Genomic DNA, 17,267 nt, shown 5'->3' on the forward strand with positions numbered 1-17,267 from the left:
TCTTGGTCGGGCTGTGATGGGCCCTAGAATGCGCAGGATTGGCGATGCAGGCAAGGTTTATCTGTATGGATATACAGATGAATGTGTAGCGCTTGCCTGCCCGCCGATGCCTCAGCCGCGCGACGCTTCCAGTGCCTGGGCCAGGTCGGCCAGGATGTCGTCGCTGTGTTCGATGCCGATCGACAGGCGCACCATGTCACGCGGCACGCCGGCCTTTTCCAGCTCTTCGTCGTTCAACTGGCGATGGGTGGTGGAGGCCGGGTGGCAGGCCAGCGACTTGGCATCGCCGATGTTCACCAGGCGCACCACCAGCTTGAGTGCGTCGATGAAGCGTGCACCGGCCTCCTGGCCGCCCTTGATCCCGAACGACAGGATCGACGCCGGCTTGCCCTCGGTGTAGCGCAGCGCCAGCGCGTGCTCGGGGTGGTCCGGCAGGCCGGCGTACTTGACCCACGCCACCTGCTCGTGACCCTGCAGGTAGTGGGCCACCTTCAGGGCGTTCTCGGTGTGACGCTCCATGCGCAGGGCCAGGGTCTCCAGCCCCTGCAGGATCAGGAAGGCGTTGAACGGCGACAGCGCCGCGCCGGTGTTGCGCAGCGGCACCACGCGGCAGCGCCCGATGAACGCCGCCGGGCCGAAGGCCTCGGTGTAGGTCACGCCGTGGTAGGACGGGTCGGGGGTGTTGAGCAGGGCGAAGCGCTGCTTGTGGTCGGCCCACGGGAAGTTGCCCGAGTCGATCACGATGCCGCCGATGCTGGTGCCGTGGCCGCCGATGTACTTGGTCAGCGAGTGCACCACCACGTCGGCGCCGTGCTCGAACGGGCGGCACAGGATCGGCGTGGCCACGGTGTTGTCGACGATCAGCGGCACGCCATGGCGGTGCGCGGCATCGGCCAGCGCGCGCAGGTCGACGATGTTGCCGGCCGGGTTGCCGATCGACTCGCAGAACACCGCCTTGGTCTTGTCGTCGATCAGCGCCTCGAGGGCGGCGATGTCGTCATGGGCGGCGAAGCGGGTCTGGATGCCGAAGCGCGGCAGGGTATGGGCCAGCAGGTTGTAGGTGCCGCCATACAGCTTGGCCACCGAGACGATGTTGTCGCCGGCCTCTGCCACGGTCTGGATGGCGTAGGTGATCGCCGCCATGCCCGAGGCCACCGCCAGTGCGCCCACGCCGCCTTCCAGCGCGGCCATGCGCTGTTCCAGCACATCGTTGGTGGGGTTCATGATGCGGCTGTAGATGTTGCCGGCCACCTTGAGGTCGAACAGGTCGGCACCATGCTGGGTGTCATCGAAGGCGAACGAGGTGGTCTGGTAGATCGGCACCGCAACCGCTTTGGTGGTCGGATCGGGGCTGAAGCCCGCATGGATCGCCAAGGTTTCCAGCTTCATGATGCAGTCGTTCCTTGAAAGTCGTGGAGGCCGAAGCATGCGCGGGGCGCAAACGCGGGGTCAAGCCTTGCCCCGCTGAACGATGACCTGCGCCAGCCGGTCGGATGGTCATTGCCTGCCACCCTGCAACGGAGTCGCCCATGCTGCCCCACCTGATTGCACCCGGTTTCGCCCTGCTGGCCCTGGCCAGCACCCTGGCCATCGCCGCCGAGCCCTTGCGCATCACCGGCCTGCAGCGCTGTGGCGATGTGCTGAGCGCGGTTCAGCAGCAGTGGTGCGTGAGCACCCGCGGCCTGGCGCAGGGCACGCCCGGGGTGCATCTGGACGGGCACGTGCTGCCCGCCGCCCGTGTCACCCGCGATGGCGATACGCTGCGCCTGAACCTCGATACGGCGCGGTTGGACAGCGGCCCGTTGTGGCTGCAGGACGCGGGCGGCCAGGCCAGCAACCCGGTGTGGCTGTCGCTCAAGGCCAGCCATGTGGTGCCCGCCGGGCCGGGCGAGGTGGCGAAGAACATGGACGGCCTGACCACCTATGTCGACCTGGTCAGCCTGCTGATCGAAGAGCGCCACGACGGTCTGCAGGAGGCCCAGCGCCTGGCCGACAAGTACGGCGCCAAGGTGGTGGGGGCGATCGCGCCGCTGAACGTCTACCAGCTGCGCCTGCCGGTCAGTGACCTGGTGCAGCGCGATGCCATGGTGCTGCGCCTGGGCAGCGAGGTCAGCGTGGACGCCGTGGTGATCGAGGAGTCCGCGCCGGAAAAGGGCGAGGAGCGCGAACCCGCAGATGCGCAGGCCCGGCCCGGCGGCGAGGAGTGGGCCGCCAACCGTTTCATGGACGCGGTCAACTTCTACCAGCGGCGCATCCCTGCCCGCGATGCGGCGGTACCGGTCAGCCCGGTTCGCATCGGCGTGATCGAGCGCGACGTGGATTTCGACGCCCCCGATTTCGCCGATTACCTGGGCCCGTGCCGCGGCGAGCGACCACGCACCTGCCTGTACGCGCGTGACGCCGACAAGCCCGACGGGCATGGCAGCACGGTGGCCGGGGTGCTCGCCGCGCGCTGGGAGCAGGGCGGCAATACCGGTTTTCTGCGCGGGCTCGACCCGGCCAGCCCCGGCTTCGAGGTGATCGTGGAGCGCAATTCCGACGCCGGCATCACCGCCAACATCGCCGCCTCGGTCAACCTGGTGGAGGACGGCGTGCGGGTGCTGAACTGGAGCTGGGGCATCCACCGGGTGGGGGCGAAGAACGTCGAGGGCGACGAGGTCGACTCGCTGGTGCGCTCGGGCCTGGCCATGAGCGGCTATGAAGAGCTGCTGGAGGAGTTCTTCCTGTGGCTGCGCAAGGAGCACCCGGACGTGGTGGTGATCAACTCGGCGGGCAATGGCGCGTCGTACTCGGGTACCGACGAGTACCGCCTGCCGTCCTCGTTCGTCACCGAGCAGTTGCTGGTGGTGGGCGGGCACCAGCGCAGCGAGCGCCCGGTGGCGGTGGATGATCCGGCCTATGTGGTCAAGCGCGCCGCCTCCAACATCGACGCGCGCGTGGACATCACCGCCGCCGCCTGCGTGCAGGCGTCCACTGCGCAGGCCGACCAGCGCGGCGAGGTGCACTGCGGTACCTCCTATGCCACGCCGATGGTGGCCGGGGTGGTGGCGGCCATGCTCTCGATCAACCCGCGCCTGCAGCCCGAGCAACTGCGCCTGTTGCTGCGCCGCAGCGCCATGACCCTGGGCGGCGAGGGCGACTTCGAGCCGATGGACGCCGAAGACCTGACCGCGCCGATCCTGCCGTCCGAGCGCAACTACCAGCTCAATGACAAGGACGTCGGCCGCTCGGCGCGGCTGGACATGCACAAGGCCCTGGACCTGGCGGTGCAGAGCCGCGACCGGGTGCGATGAGGGTGTCGCCTTCATCGCGGGTCCAGCCCGCTCCCACAGGCTCTGCACAGTCCTGTGGGAGCGGGCTTGCCCCGCGATGGCTGCGACGCCGTTTGTGTTTGAGGTAAGCTAGCCAACCTTTTGCACCCCCTCGATACCCTGTCACCCCCGCAGGCGATGCCCTGCCGATTGGAACCCCGATGCAGCCCACACGCAAACCCTTCCGACTCGCCCCCGTGCGCGCCGACGTGCTCGCCGGCCTCACCACCGCCTTCGCCCTGGTGCCCGAGTGCATCGCCTTCGCCCTGGTTGCGCACCTGAACCCGCTGTTGGGCCTGTACGGCGCCTTCATCATCTGCACCCTGACCGCACTGTTCGGCGGGCGCCCGGGCATGGTTTCCGGCGCCGCCGGCTCGATGGCGGTGGTGATCGTCGCGCTGGTGGTGCAGCACGGCGTGCAATACCTGCTGGCCACGGTGCTGCTGGGCGGGCTGGTGATGCTGCTGTTCGGCCTGCTGCGCCTGGGCAAGCTGGTGCGCCTGGTGCCGTACCCGGTGATGCTCGGCTTCGTCAACGGCCTGGCCATCGTGATTGCCCTGGCCCAGCTCGAACACTTCAAGTCCGGCCAGGCCTGGCTTGCCGGCAATGCGCTGTACCTGATGCTCGGCCTGGTGGCACTGACCATGGCCATCGTCTACGTGCTGCCACGCCTGACCCGCGCCGTGCCGCCGGCGCTGGTGGCGATTCTCGGCGTGGGCCTGCTGGTGTACCTGTTCGACCTGCCCACCCGCACCCTGGGCGACATGGCGCACATTGCCGGCGGCCTGCCGGGCCTGGCCCTGCCCGAGGTGCCATGGACCCTCGACACCCTGCGCATCATCGCGCCATATGCAGTACTGATGGCCATGGTCGGCCTGCTCGAAACCCTGCTCACCCTCAACCTCACCGACGAAATCACCGAGAGCCGCGGCCACCCCGACCGCGAATGTGTGGCGCTGGGCGCGGCCAACATGGTCTCGGGCCTGTGCGGCGGCATGGGCGGCTGCGCGATGATCGGGCAGACCGTGATCAACCTCGGCTCCGGCGGGCGCGGTCGGCTGTCGGGCGTCGTGGCCGGGGTGATGATCCTGATGTTCGTGCTGTTTCTCGCGCCGCTGATCGAACGCATTCCGCTGGCGGCACTGGTGGGGGTGATGTTCGTGGTGGCGCAGCAGACCTTCGCCTGGGCATCGCTGCGGGTGCTGCACAAGGTGCCGGTGAACGACGTGCTGACCATCGTGGCGGTCACCGTGGTCACGGTGTTCACCGACCTGGCGGCTGCCGTGATGTTCGGCATCATCATCGCCGCCCTGAACTTTGCCTGGCAGCAGGCCCGCGAGCTGTACGCCGACAGCGACGTGCACGCCGACGGCAGCAAGCTGTACCGCGTGCACGGCACCCTGTTCTTTGCGTCGGTCACCACCTTTCTGAACCAGTTCACCCCGGCCGACGACCCGGCCGAGGTGACCCTGGACTGCGCCCACCTGCGGGTGGTCGACTACTCGGCGATCGCTGCCATCAAGACCCTGCGCGAGCGCTATGCCAAGGCCGGCAAGCACCTGCGCGTGGTGCACCTGACCGAGCGCTGCAAGCAACTGCTCAGGCGTGCGGGGGAGCAGCACACCGCCTGAGCCCACGCGCATTTTTAAGGATCTGCTGATGGTCCGCGCTGCGGCATGTGCCTGAACATTGGCCTGTCACGGGAGTGACGTTCTCTGACGGCAAGCCTGTTGATTGGAGGAGTCTTTCGAAGCGGTGGATGGGCTATGGCACGCCTGCGTGGGAGGGGTGAGTGATGAATCAGTCGGCGCTTTACGTGGTCTCGACGCCCGTCGCGAGTACGTCGTTGCAGTCGGACCTCGGAAGGGCCCTGGAGCGGGATCAGTTCGAACTGCATTATCAACCGCTCTACCGCGTCGATCAGGGTCGCCCCTACATCGCGGGTGTCGAGGCGCTGCTGCGCTGGCGATCTGCCGGGCAACTGGTGCCGCCGCTGGCGTTCATCCCCACCCTTGAAGCCACCGGGCAGATCGTACCGGTTGGCGAGTGGGTGCTGCAGCGCGCCTGTCGACAGGTCCGCGACTGGCAACTGGCCGGGCAGGGGCAGCTGCACTGTTCGGTCAACGTCTCCAGCCTGCAGCTGGAGCAGGTCGGCTTCGCCGCCTCGGTGCGGCGCGTTCTGCAGGCCTGCGGGCTGCCGCCGGCGAGCCTGATCCTGGAAATCACCGAAAGCCAGTGGGTCAGCGACAGTGCCCAGGTCAAGGCCTGCCTCGATGAACTGGTGAGCCTGGGCGTGCGGCTGGCGCTGGATGATTTTGGCACCGGCTACTCAGCCCTGAGTTGCCTGCTGCGTTTTCCATTGAGCATCCTCAAGGTCGACAGGAGCTTCGTCAGCGGCCAGCCCCAGAGCGGCAAGCTGCACGCGATCTGTCGTGCAATCATCGGGCTGGGGTGCGAGCTGGGCTTCGAAGTGGTTGCCGAAGGCGTCGAGGAGGCTGACCACCTGGACTTCATCGTGGGCCAGGGCTGCCATTACGCGCAGGGTTACCTGCTCAGTCGGCCCTTGCCGCCGACGGAGTTGCAACGCCTGTTCAACTAGCGGCTGCCACCGCCACGCAAGGGCGCCTGGCCGCTCGGAGTGTGGGCGTACTTCGATCGCCGATCATCGGAGGGCGGTGTGCAGGCCCGTTTTCAGGCTTGCCTGATAGGCTGTTTCAAACGCCCTCATTAAAGTCCCCACCAGCAACGACGCGGAGTCGGGTGCCTCCGATTTTCTGCTTGTTTCTATGAGGGATTGAACATGCTGCTTAGAAATTTCAGGCTGGGCCATCGAGCAATACTGGTGTTTTTCGTATTGAACGTGCTGGTCATTGTCCTGGGTGTGGTTTCCATCATGCAAATGGGCCGAGTGCGTGCCGCTGCCCTGGAAATCGAGAAGAACTGGATGGAAAGTGTGCGCCAGGGAGGCGCGATCGACGCGCTGGTGCTGCGCCTGCGGCTTGAAAGCTATCGCCTCCTCAGTACCGATGACACAGCGATCAGGAAGATGTCCATCGAGACCATCACCGGTGCACGCAGCGAGCTCGACAAGGCGGTCACCGACTATCGTCACCAGGTGTCCAGCCCGGACGAACAAGCTGCCTACGACGATGTCAAGACAGGGATCGCCAACTACATAGGGCAGCTGGACAGCTTTCTGGAACGGGTGCAGGCCGACCACGCCGCCGAAGCCACCGAGTACCTCAACCAGACGACTCGGCCGCTGGCGAACAGCCTGCAGGTCGTTATCGGCAAGATGATTGACATCAACCGCAAAGGTGCCCGCCAATCGGGGATCGAGTCCGAGGCCATCTATCAGAGCTCGGTGAAGACCGTGATCGTGATCATCAGCGTGGTCGTGGTGTTGAGCATCCTGATGGGGGTTCTGTTTGCGCGCAGCATCACCGTACCGTTGCTGGCGGTGCTGGGGATCAACCAGCGGATTGCCGAAGGCGACCTGCGCAGTGTCGTGCCGATGTCCGGCAAGGACGAGCTGACCGATCTGATGGCCTCGACCGCGAGCATGCAGGCCAGCCTGCGTGACACCATTCGTCTGATGGGCGACTCGTCGAACCAGTTGGCCGCAGCGGCCGAACAGATGCATTCGGTGGCCGAGGAATCGAGCCGCGGGCTGCAGCAGCAGAGCGATGAAATCGAACAGGCCGCCACCGCCGTGAACGAGATGACGGTTGCGGTCGAAGAGGTGGCGCGCAACGCAGCCTCCGCGTCGGAAGTCACCCAGCAGTCCGCCAGTTCGACCCGCACCGGTTCCGAGCGGGTGACCCAGGCGGTTGTCGCCATCCAGAACCTGACAACGATTGTCGAGTCCACCAGCGGGGAAGTCGAAGGCCTTGCGAACAGGGCACAGAACATCAGCAAGGTGCTGGACGTGATTCGCGCGATTGCCGAGCAGACCAACCTGTTGGCCCTCAATGCTGCCATCGAGGCTGCCAGGGCCGGTGACCAGGGGCGCGGGTTCGCCGTGGTGGCCGACGAGGTGAGGGCACTGGCCCACCGCACCCAGGAGTCCACCAAGGAAATCGAGACCATGATCGCCGACATCCAGGCGGGGGCCGAGCAGGCGGTAACGGCGATGTCGCAAAGCCGCGTCAATGCCCAGGACACCCTGGGGATCGCGCAGGAAGCCGGCGCCGCACTGGACGCGATTGCCCGTTCGATCACCGAGATCAACGACCGCAACTTCCTGATTGCAACCGCTTCCGAAGAGCAGGCGCAGGTGGCACGTTCGGTGGACCACAACCTGGTGAGCATTCGCGATCACTCGGTGCAGACCTCCGACGGCGCCAGCCAGACGGCCACTGCAAGCAACGAGCTGTCCAGGCTGGCGATTGCCATGGCCGACCTGACCCGGCGTTTCACCACGTGAAACCGCGCCGGTGCACCAGCCGACATGCGCATTCGCGGCGGTACATCGAGCTGAGCCAAGCGCCCTGGCTGTGCCGGGGCGCATTTTTAAGGCTTGCCTGATAGTGCTGCGCAGCAAAGGGCACTTAAGCTGGCGCCATGAAATTGAAGCATTTCCTGCAACCCACCGACTCGTTCTTCTCCACCCCCAAGGCCGTGCGCCGGCTGCTGCGATTGTTCGCCCAGTTGCTGGTGCTGGGCATGGTGGTGGGTGCGATCATTTCCCTGAGCTCGATTCTCAGGAACGAAGTCTCCCGTCGTCAGGGGCTCATGAGCGATGCCATCGCCAATGCACGGGTGTTCTTCACCCAGCGCGAGGCGCTGCTCAAGAGCCTCGCGCTGTCGGCGGTGGCGAAGCCACCTGCGCAACAGTTCGCGGTGGCGCAGCAGGTCGGCCACCGACAGCCCGGTGACGATCTCCGCTGGGACCTGCAGTTGTCCGGGCGCATGGTGGATTTCCTCACGACAAACCGCATCAACCTGCTGTACGTCGCCGATCAGGTGGCGGCCCGCGTGGTGTACCTGAACCGCACGGTCAGCTTCGATACGCCGATCCCTGGCGCGGTGCTGAGCCGCCTGCAGCGTATTGATCCCACCCTGCCCGAGGCGGACCAGGCGGTCTGGCTCAGCGATCAGCAGGCGTCGACGCCGCGGCTGTATCTGTTCGTGCGGGTGGATTTCCACCAGCCCCGATCGGGCTGGCTCGGCATGGAGATGGATGCCAGCGACGTGGCCAGCACGCTGCACGATGACGCGGCAGGGCAGTTCATGATGCTCAACCCCAGAGGCGATGTGATGATGCGCAGCGTGTCGAGCGTGTACCCGTCGCTGCCCTTGCCGAAGCTGGAGACAGGTCATGACTTCGGCTTCTCCGGGGAAGGCTTCTGGCCCGACCAGCTGGTGATGCGCAAGAAGCTGGGCTACTCGGATTGGAAGCTGTTCTATGCCATCGGGCTGGAGGCCTTGCTCAAGGTGTTGTGGTGGCCGTTGCTGGCTGCCAGCGCCCTGATTCTGCTGATCGGCGTGCTGGTGGGGCGCCTGGTGACGCGCGTCGAACGGCGCCTGATCACCCCGGCGACCCAGCGCATCGATGCACTGATCGAAAGTGAAGCGTTCAACCGCGCGATCATCCAGACCGCCCCGGTGGCGCTTTGCGTGCTGCGCCGCGCGGATGGCCAGGTGGTACTGGAGAACACCTTGTCGCAGCAGTGGCTGGGCGAGTGCAAGGAGCGCGAGCGCCTGTGCCACGGCTGGATCGAACAAGCCTTCAGCGACCGCGAAATCGTCCAGTCCGACGAGTTCCAGGCCGGCGACGGTCGCCACCTGCACCTGAGTTTCGTGCGCACCCGCTACAACGGCGAGGACGTGCTGTTCTGCGCCTTCAGCGATATCAGTACGCGCAAGCAGGCCGAGGCCGCGATGACCATGGCCAAGCAGATGGCCGATGCCGCCAATGAAGCCAAGACACTGTTCCTGGCGACCATGAGTCACGAGATACGCACGCCGTTGTATGGCGTGCTCGGAACCCTGGAGCTGCTGGCCCGTACCGAGCTGAGGGGGCCGCAGAAAGACTACCTGCACGCCATCGAGAGTTCCTCGGCAGCGCTGCTCAACCTGGTGTGCGATGTTCTCGATGTGGCCAAGATCGAAGCCGGTCAGTTGGCCCTGGAGGCCAGCGAGTTCTCGCCGCTGGAGCTGATCCACGACGTGACCCAGAGCTACGCCGGTGCTGCGCGCAGCAAGGGGTTGTATCTGTATGCCTTCGTCGACCCGTACATGCCGGCGCTGTTGCGTGGCGACATAACGCGCATTCGCCAGGTGCTGAACAACCTGCTCAACAATGCGGTGAAGTTCACCGAGAGCGGGCAGATCGTACTGCGTGCCAAGGTCGGCTCGATGACCGAGGAACGGGCCGACATCCTCTGGCAGGTCAGCGACAGCGGCCCGGGCATTGCCCCGGACGACCAGGCCTTGCTGTTCGAGCCGTTCTACCAGTCCTCGACCAAGACCAACGTGGTGCCCGGCACCGGCCTGGGCCTGTCCATCTGCCAGCGCCTGGCCGCCTTGATGAACGGCAGCATCCGCGTGGTCAGCGCCGTGGGCCTGGGCAGCAGCTTTACCTTGAGCATTCCGCTGGGGCGCTCGTACCCGATGCCGGCGAGCGATACGCCGCGCCTGGCCGACGAGATGATCTACGTGCATTCCCCGGTGCTGGAAATGGCCGAGTACGTGAGTGGCTGGCTGCGGCGCTGGGGCGCGCAGACCCATATCGGGCTGCCACCCGAGATCCAGGCCGCGCATGACGTGCTGCTGGTGGAGGCCCACCCGCACACCGCGCACCCCGTCCTGCTGGAGTGGAGCGGGCCGCGTGTAGTGATTTGCCCGCAGGAGTGCGAGCCGCCGTCGCAGCAACGCTACTGGCGGGTCAAGCTCAACGACCTGAACGGGCTGCTGGCGGCCGTCAGCCAGGCCCAGGGCATCGCCCCCCCGGCGCCTGGCCGGATCGAGCACGAGATCACCCGGCAACTGGACCTGAGGGTACTGGTCGCCGAAGACAATGTGATCAACCAGCTGATCGTCAAGGACCAGCTGGAAGAGCTGGGGTGCAGCGTGGGCCTGGCCCGCGATGGGCATGAGGCCCTGGCGCTGTGGCAGAACGAGGTGTTCGACGTGGTGCTCACCGACATCAACATGCCGCGCATGAATGGCTATGACCTGGCCAAGGCCCTTCGTCGTCAAGGCTGCGTGGTGCCCATCATCGGTGCCACGGCCAATGCCATGCGCGACGAGGGCGATCGGTGCCTGGCGGTAGGCATGCAGCAGCTGCTGGTCAAACCCTTCGGCCTCGGTGCGCTGTTCACCTGCCTGCAGCACTGCCAGCGTGAAGAGAGGCGAGAGTGACGTCGTTGGCCAGAAGCTCCCTACGCCTCGGTATCGGCTTGCTGCTTGGCATTGCCCTGATCTTCCTGCTGGCGATGACCCACGAGCAATGGGCAGCGCAGTACTGCGTCGATTGCGTCAGCTTCATCCGTGGGGCGAATTTACCGCTGCTGCGCATCGTGCTGGCATTCGCGTTGCTCAGTGCCCTGCTGGGGTGGCTGTACTACCACTATCGCCGGCAGGTCATCGCGCCGGCTCGCCAGGCCCGGAGCGAGCTGCTCGACAGCCAGGCGTTCAGCCTGGCGGTGATCGAAAGTGCACCTGCCGGGCTGATTGTCATCCGCCTGCACGACCTCCAGGTGGTGGTGGAGAATCAGCGTGCCAAGGACAGTCGCGAAGTGGCGCAGTCCATCGTCGAGATGGCGCGCCAACCCGGCATCGAACTGTGCGGCGAGGCGAGCATGGTGCTGCAGGGTCGCTGTTTCCGGCTCAGTTTCTCCTCGACCCGCTACCAGGACCAGCAGGTTCTGCTGTGCGCGTTCACCGACGTCACCGAACACCTGGAACGCGCGGTGGCCTTGAGCCAGGCCAAGTCCATGGCCGACAAGGCCAGTGAAGCCAAGACCCTCTTCCTGGCGACCATGAGCCACGAGATTCGCACCCCGCTGTACGGCGTATTGGGCACCCTGGAGCTGCTCGGCCTGACCGGCCTCGACCAGCGCCAGATGGATTACCTCAGCATCATCCAGCGCTCGTCCTCGACATTGTTGCAACTGATCAGCGATGTGCTGGACGTGTCCAGGATCGAGTCGGGTCAACTCACCCTTGAGTCGGTGGCCTTTTCGCCATTGGGCCTGATCGAGGACGTGATGTCCGCGCACATCGCCAACGCGCGTGCAAAGGGCCTGCAGATCTATGCCTGCGTGGCACCGGAAATACCCGACCAGCTGGTAGGGGACGAGGTGCGCATCTGGCAGATCCTCAACAACCTGCTGGGCAATGCGATCAAGTTCACCGACATCGGGCGGGTTGTGCTGCGCTGTCGCGTGGCCAGGGGCGAAGGGCAAGACATCATGCTGGAACTCCAGGTCACCGACACCGGCATCGGCATTTCCCCGGAGCAGCAGCTGCACCTGTTCGAGCCGTTCTACCAGGCCCGCGCGAACAACCTTGTCAGCGGCACCGGGCTTGGCCTGTCGATCTGCAGCCGCTTCAGTGCGTTGATGGGCGGCGAGGTGAAGGTGGTCAGCGAACAGGGGTTGGGCAGCAGTTTCACGGTGCGCCTGCCGTTCGTGCTGCCGGACACGCCGTTGCCGGCAGAACCTGGCATCGACCTCGGTGGCGTGCAGGTGTACGTGCGTGCGCCCGTGCTGGAGCTGGCCGAGAACATCGGCAGCTGGCTGCTGCGCTGGCATGCCACGGTTACGGTGCTCAGCGCCGCGCAGCACGAGGTGCACAGCGGGGCGCTGCTGGTCGAGGTACTGGGCAACGGCAAGTGGCTGCCGGACTGGAACGGCCGGCGCCTGTTGTGCGACTACGACGGCCCGCAGGTTCCCGAGCCGATGGAGGCAGGCTGGCGCGTCAGCGCCAATCATGTGCGGGCGATTGCCGGCGCCGTGCTGATGGAAAAGAACGGCGTCACCGAGCCCGCACCGCCTGGCGCAGCCCCTGCCTTACCGGAGCTTGGCCTGCAGGTGCTGGTGGCCGAGGACAACCTGATCAACCAGGCCATTCTCAAGGAACAACTCGAAGCCCTGGGCTGCACCGTGGAACTGGCCAGCGATGGCCAGCAGGCGCTGCAGCAGTGGCGCAAGTACCGCTTCGACGTGCTGCTGACCGATGTCAACATGCCGGTCATGAACGGCTACGAGCTGGCGCGCGCGATACGCCTGCAGAACGCCAAGGCGCCGATCATCGGCGTTACCGCCAATGCCATGCGCGACGAGGGCGAGCGTTGCCAGGCAGCGGGCATGACCTGCTGGGTGGTCAAGCCGCTGAGCCTGACCACCTTGCGCAACCTGCTGCTCACTGTCACCCCGGCGCTGGCGCACGAGGAGGCCGGGCGCCAGCCGTCGCTAGAGCTGTCGGTGCAGTTGGCCGAGGCGGAGTCATCGGCAGCGGGCATCGTGTTGTCGCCGGCCATGCGCGACCTGTTTTTGAGTACCATGGAGAAGGACATCCGCGCCATTCGCCTGGCCCTGGCGGCCGGCGAGCAAACCGACGTCCTGCACAAAGTGCATGGTGTCAGTGGCGCACTGTCGGTGGTGCAGGCGCACGCGCTGGCCAGGCTGTTCGGTGAGCTTGAGCACCGCCTGCGCGCGCCCAGCCTGCAGCTCACCTTGATTGACGATATTCACCAGGCGCTCGACCGGCTCTGCGACTTGATGAGGTCGGTATGACCCGGGCCGAGACTTGCCACACTTTGTGCACACCGGAGCGATCATGCATAAAATCACCGTAGTCATCGCCGATGACCACCCGATCGTGCTGTTTGGCGTACGCGAACTCATCAAGTCCGACCCGCGCTTCGAGGTGGTTGGCGAAGCGGGCAGCTCCACCGAACTGATCAACGTGCTGCACGACAAGCAGCCCCAGATCCTGATCACCGACTACAACATGCCGGAGAGTTCCCAGTATGGCGACGGCCTGCGGCTGATCACCTACCTGACGCGCAACTTCCCCGCGCTGCGCGTGCTGGTGCTGACGATGGTGTCCAACAGCCTCATCCTCACGCGGCTTTACAATCTGGGCGTGGCGGGCGTGATCGACAAGCGCACGGTGAACGAAGAGTTGCTGCGCGCACTGGAAGCCTTGAGCCAGAACCGCATCTACAAGCTGGCGCCGGCGAACCGTAACTCGGTGATCGACAACGGCTACCAGATCGACGAGCGCATGGCTTCGCTTTCCACCCGCGAAGTGGAGATCCTGCGTCTGTTCGTGGCGGGCATGAGCCTGCGCGACATCGCGATCAATCAGAATCGCAGCCCCAAGACCATCAGCACGCAAAAGATCGCGGCCATGCGCAAGCTGGATGTGCGCAGCGACCAGGAGCTGATCTCGTACTGCCTGGAGGCCAACCTGTTCCAGTAGGTGTGCCCGCGTTTTCAGGTTTGCCTGATGGCACGGGGCCCGGCTGTATCGTTCAATGGCGTCAAGCGACGGCAGCATTCCACAGGAGGCAATCATGGCGCCCGATCTTGAGCAGCGCTGCCCCGACAGCGTGCGGACAATCTTCATTTCACACAGCGAGACAGCGGATGTTCGCCAGTTCATAGGGCAGTACATCGACAGCCGTTGCCTGCGTTGCAGCCCTGCGGTGTGGAACATGGTCCTCGCCGTACTGGCGGACTACCCGGGTGAAGCACCGGTGCGCCTGTACGAGCTCAATGCCTGGCTTGACCACACACTGAGCAGGCGCCCCTTTTACCGGCCAAGTGCACACCTGCTGCAGCTGGTGGTCAGCAATCAGCACATCCCTGCACCCAGCGACCGGGTCGGCGGGGCGTCGACCGTGCAGTAATCGCGCGACGACCTAGCCCTGCTTTTTGATGATGGCATCGGCCACGCTCGCCGGCGCCTCGGCATACTTGGTGAACTCCATGGTGTAGCTGGCGCGGCCCTGGGTCATCGAGCGCATCTGCGTCGAATAGCCGAACATCTCGCCCAGCGGCACATCGGCGCGGATCACCTTGCCGGCCGGGGTGTCTTCGCCTTCCTGGATCAGCCCGCGGCGCCGGCTGAGGTCGCCGAGGATGTCGCCCTGGTACTCCTCGGGGGTCACCACCTCGACCTTCATCACGGGCTCAAGCAGCACCGCGCCGCCTTTCTGCGCCAGTTGCTTGGTGGCCATCGACGCCGCCACCTTGAACGCCATCTCGTTGGAGTCGACGTCGTGGTACGAGCCGTCGAACACCGTGGCCTTCAGGCCGATCAGCGGGTAGCCGGCCAGCACGCCGTTCTTCATCTGCTCCTCGATGCCTTTCTGGATCGCCGGGATGTACTCGCGCGGTATCACGCCACCGACCACCTCGTTGACGAACTCCAGGCCTTCCTTGCCTTCCTCGGCCGGGGCGAAGCGGATCCAGCAGTGCCCGTACTGGCCGCGCCCGCCAGACTGGCGCACGAACTTGCCTTCGATCTCGCAGGTGTTGCGGATTTTCTCGCGGTAGGCCACCTGCGGCTTGCCCACATTGGCCTCGACGCCGAATTCGCGGCGCATGCGGTCGACGATGATGTCCAGGTGCAACTCGCCCATGCCGGAGATGATCGTCTGCGCGGTTTCTTCATCGGTGCGCACGCGAAATGACGGGTCTTCCTGGGCCAGCTTGCTCAGGGCGATGCCCATCTTCTCCTGGTCGGCCTTGGTCCTGGGTTCCACGGCCACCGAGATCACCGGGTCGGGGAAGTCCATGCGTTCGAGGATGATCGGCTGGTTGATGTCGCACAGGGTGTCGCCGGTGGTCACGTCCTTCATGCCGATCAGTGCGGCAATGTCGCCGGCGCACACCGCCTTGATCTCGGCGCGCTGGTTGGCGTGCATCTGCACCATGCGGCCCACGCGCTCCTTCTTGCCCTTGACCGAGTTGAGTACCGCATCGCCCGAGTTCAGTACCCCGGAGTACACCCGGGCGAAGGTCAGGGTGCCGACAAAGGGGTCGGTGGCAATCTTGAAGGCCAGCGCCGAGAACGGCTCGCTGTCGTCGGCATGGCGCTCCAGGTGCCGGTCTTCATGATCCGGGTCGGTGCCGTTGATGGAGGGGATCTCGGACGGGGCGGGCAGGTAGTCGATCACCGCGTCGAGCATCAGCGGCACGCCCTTGTTCTTGAACGACGACCCGCAGATGGCCGGCACGATCTCGTTGTTGAGGGTGCGCTGGCGCAGCCCGGCCTTGATCTGCTCGTTGTCGAGTTCGGTGCCGTTGAGGTACAGCTCCATGAACTCGTCGTTGGCCTCGGCGGCGGCCTCGATCATGTGTGCACGCCACTCGGTGGCCAGCTCCAGCATGTCGGCCGGTATCGCCTCTTCGCGGTAGCTGGTGCCGTTGTCGGCCTCGTTCCAGTAGATGGCCTTCATCTTCACCAGGTCGATCTGGCCGATGAAGTGTTCCTCGGCGCCGATGGCCAGCTGGATCGGCACCGGGTGGTGGCCCAGGCGCTTGTCGATCTGTTTGACCACGCGCAGGAAGTCCGCGCCCTGGCGGTCCATCTTGTTGACGTAGGCCAGGCGCGGCACATGGTACTTGTTGGCCTGGCGCCACACCGTCTCGGACTGCGGCTCGACCCCGTCGGCGCCGCTGAACACCACCACCGCGCCATCGAGCACGCGCAGCGAGCGCTCCACCTCGATGGTGAAGTCGACGTGGCCGGGGGTATCGATGATGTTGAAGCGGAATTTCTCGGGGAACTGCTTGGTCGAGCCCTGCCAGAAAGCGGTGGTGGCGGCGGAGGTGATGGTGATGCCGCGTTCCTGTTCCTGGGCCATCCAGTCCATGGTCGCGGCGCCGTCGTGCACTTCGCCCATCTTGTGGTTGACCCCGGTGTAGAACAGGATGCGTTCGGTGGTGGTGGTCTTGCCCGCGTCGACGTGGGCGACAATGCCGATATTGCGGTACAGCTCGATGGGGGTGGTGCGCGCCATGGTCGTTCACCTGTGCAAAAGGCGGGCAGCCTGTGGCCCGGGTTCTTCCAGTTAAGCAGAAGAATGCACGGCTGCTGCTACCGGTCGGCGCGTGTGTTCAGACCTCCACGGTGTAGTTCAGGCCCAGCTCGTCGCCGGGCAGGCCGCGTATGCCCCAGTTTTCGCGGGGGGTCTCGAACAGGGTGATCTCGATGTCCTGGGCGCCGATGCCGGTGTGCTCGCCGATGCGCTGGAACAGTTGGCGGATGAGGTCTTTCTTTGCGGCGCTGGAGCGGCCTTCGAACAGGCTGATCTCGATGATCAGGTAGTGTTCGCTGCGGTCGTCGGGGTAGAGGAAGTCGGCGGGGTCCAGGGCCAGGTAGCGCTGGAAGCGTTTTTCCGGCGGGTACTGCAGGGCGCTCATCACCGCGCCATGGATGGCTTCGGCAAGGGCAGGGCAGTGCTGGTCGAGGGTGGTGCGCAATCCATAGATCTTGATCTGGGCCATGCTGACGTTCCGTGTGGGGCGGGGGAGGTGCATCGTGGCCGATGGCCCTGGCGCCGGCAAGGCCCCCGCTATCATCAGGCCCCCGCCGCCAACCCTTCCAGCACCGCCATCGCCCGCTGCGCATCGGCCTGCGCGACAAAGATATGGTCATGGTAGAACGCGGCCACCACGTTGCAGCTGATGCCGGCCTGGCCCAGCGCCGTGGCGAACGCCGCGGTCAGGCCCACCGCCTCCAGCGACGAATGCACCGTCAGGGTGATCCACGCGGCCTCGTAGCTGAAAGGCAGTTTCAGCGCCTCGGCCCGCCCACGCGACACGATCACCGTCAGCCCCTCCTGCTCGCGAAAGCTGCCGATCACCTCGTCAGGCTGCAGCCCCGACCAGTCGGCCAGCGTGCAGAACACGTAGCTGCCTTCATTCAACTGCGGCCGCATGCTGCGCAACAGCGCGGCCAGACTTGTTTCACCCGACATGATCGTGCCCCTGC

The 17,267-nt window shown here is 65.4% G+C and carries 12 protein-coding genes; 8 read left to right on the plus strand and 4 right to left on the minus strand.

Annotated features, from left to right (window positions below; all coding sequences use genetic code 11):
• Positions 1-111: 111 nt before the first annotated feature.
• Positions 112-1,389, minus strand: coding sequence for a bifunctional O-acetylhomoserine aminocarboxypropyltransferase/cysteine synthase (locus tag KH389_RS10315; protein WP_054916502.1), 1,278 nt, complete (start codon positions 1,387-1,389; stop codon positions 112-114).
• Between the two features lie 140 nt (positions 1,390-1,529).
• Between KH389_RS10315 and KH389_RS10320 the strand changes: the two genes are divergently transcribed.
• From KH389_RS10320 to KH389_RS10355, 8 genes are all read left to right on the plus strand, one after another.
• The gene (locus KH389_RS10320) at positions 1,530-3,293 is read left to right on the plus strand and encodes a S8/S53 family peptidase (RefSeq protein ID WP_213607300.1); all 1,764 of its coding nucleotides are present in this window, start codon (positions 1,530-1,532) and stop codon (positions 3,291-3,293) included.
• A 179-nt stretch (positions 3,294-3,472) separates the two neighbouring features.
• Entirely contained in the window at positions 3,473-4,942 is a 1,470-nt protein-coding gene (locus KH389_RS10325) for a SulP family inorganic anion transporter (RefSeq protein WP_100632480.1), read from the plus strand.
• 164 nt (positions 4,943-5,106) lie between these two features.
• Positions 5,107-5,910: a putative bifunctional diguanylate cyclase/phosphodiesterase gene (locus KH389_RS10330; protein ID WP_100632481.1), complete on the plus strand. Its 804-nt coding sequence runs from the start codon at positions 5,107-5,109 to the stop codon at positions 5,908-5,910.
• A 201-nt stretch (positions 5,911-6,111) separates the two neighbouring features.
• Positions 6,112-7,737, plus strand: a complete 1,626-nt coding sequence (locus KH389_RS10335) for a methyl-accepting chemotaxis protein (protein WP_213607301.1) — start codon at positions 6,112-6,114, stop codon at positions 7,735-7,737.
• Between the two features lie 137 nt (positions 7,738-7,874).
• Positions 7,875-10,676: an ATP-binding protein gene (locus KH389_RS10340; protein WP_213607302.1), complete on the plus strand. Its 2,802-nt coding sequence runs from the start codon at positions 7,875-7,877 to the stop codon at positions 10,674-10,676.
• A gap of 5 nt (positions 10,677-10,681) precedes the next feature.
• Positions 10,682-13,054, plus strand: a complete 2,373-nt coding sequence (locus tag KH389_RS10345; protein ID WP_213607303.1) for an ATP-binding protein — start codon at positions 10,682-10,684, stop codon at positions 13,052-13,054.
• Positions 13,055-13,097: 43 nt separating this feature from the next.
• Positions 13,098-13,745 carry a response regulator gene (locus KH389_RS10350; protein ID WP_043861102.1) on the plus strand — a complete coding sequence of 216 codons (648 nt, stop codon included), beginning with the start codon at positions 13,098-13,100 and terminating at the stop codon, positions 13,743-13,745.
• Positions 13,746-13,839: 94 nt separating this feature from the next.
• On the plus strand, positions 13,840-14,175 hold the full coding sequence (locus KH389_RS10355; RefSeq protein WP_058540413.1) for a hypothetical protein: 336 nt from the start codon (positions 13,840-13,842) through the stop codon (positions 14,173-14,175).
• 12 nt (positions 14,176-14,187) lie between these two features.
• Here KH389_RS10355 and fusA read toward each other — a convergent pair whose 3' ends face one another.
• The 3 genes from fusA to KH389_RS10370 form a co-directional block, all read right to left on the minus strand.
• Positions 14,188-16,293 (minus strand): elongation factor G, encoded by a 2,106-nt coding sequence (gene fusA / locus KH389_RS10360; protein WP_078481078.1) that lies wholly within the window; start codon positions 16,291-16,293, stop codon positions 14,188-14,190.
• Positions 16,294-16,390: 97 nt separating this feature from the next.
• Positions 16,391-16,780, minus strand: coding sequence for a tautomerase family protein (locus tag KH389_RS10365; protein ID WP_213607304.1), 390 nt, complete (start codon positions 16,778-16,780; stop codon positions 16,391-16,393).
• Between the two features lie 74 nt (positions 16,781-16,854).
• On the minus strand, positions 16,855-17,253 hold the full coding sequence (locus tag KH389_RS10370; protein ID WP_054916498.1) for an ACT domain-containing protein: 399 nt from the start codon (positions 17,251-17,253) through the stop codon (positions 16,855-16,857).
• Between the last annotated feature and the right edge of the window lie 14 nt (positions 17,254-17,267).

This window comes from Pseudomonas qingdaonensis (assembly GCF_018398475.1).
Lineage (GTDB): Bacteria > Pseudomonadota > Gammaproteobacteria > Pseudomonadales > Pseudomonadaceae > Aquipseudomonas > Aquipseudomonas palmensis.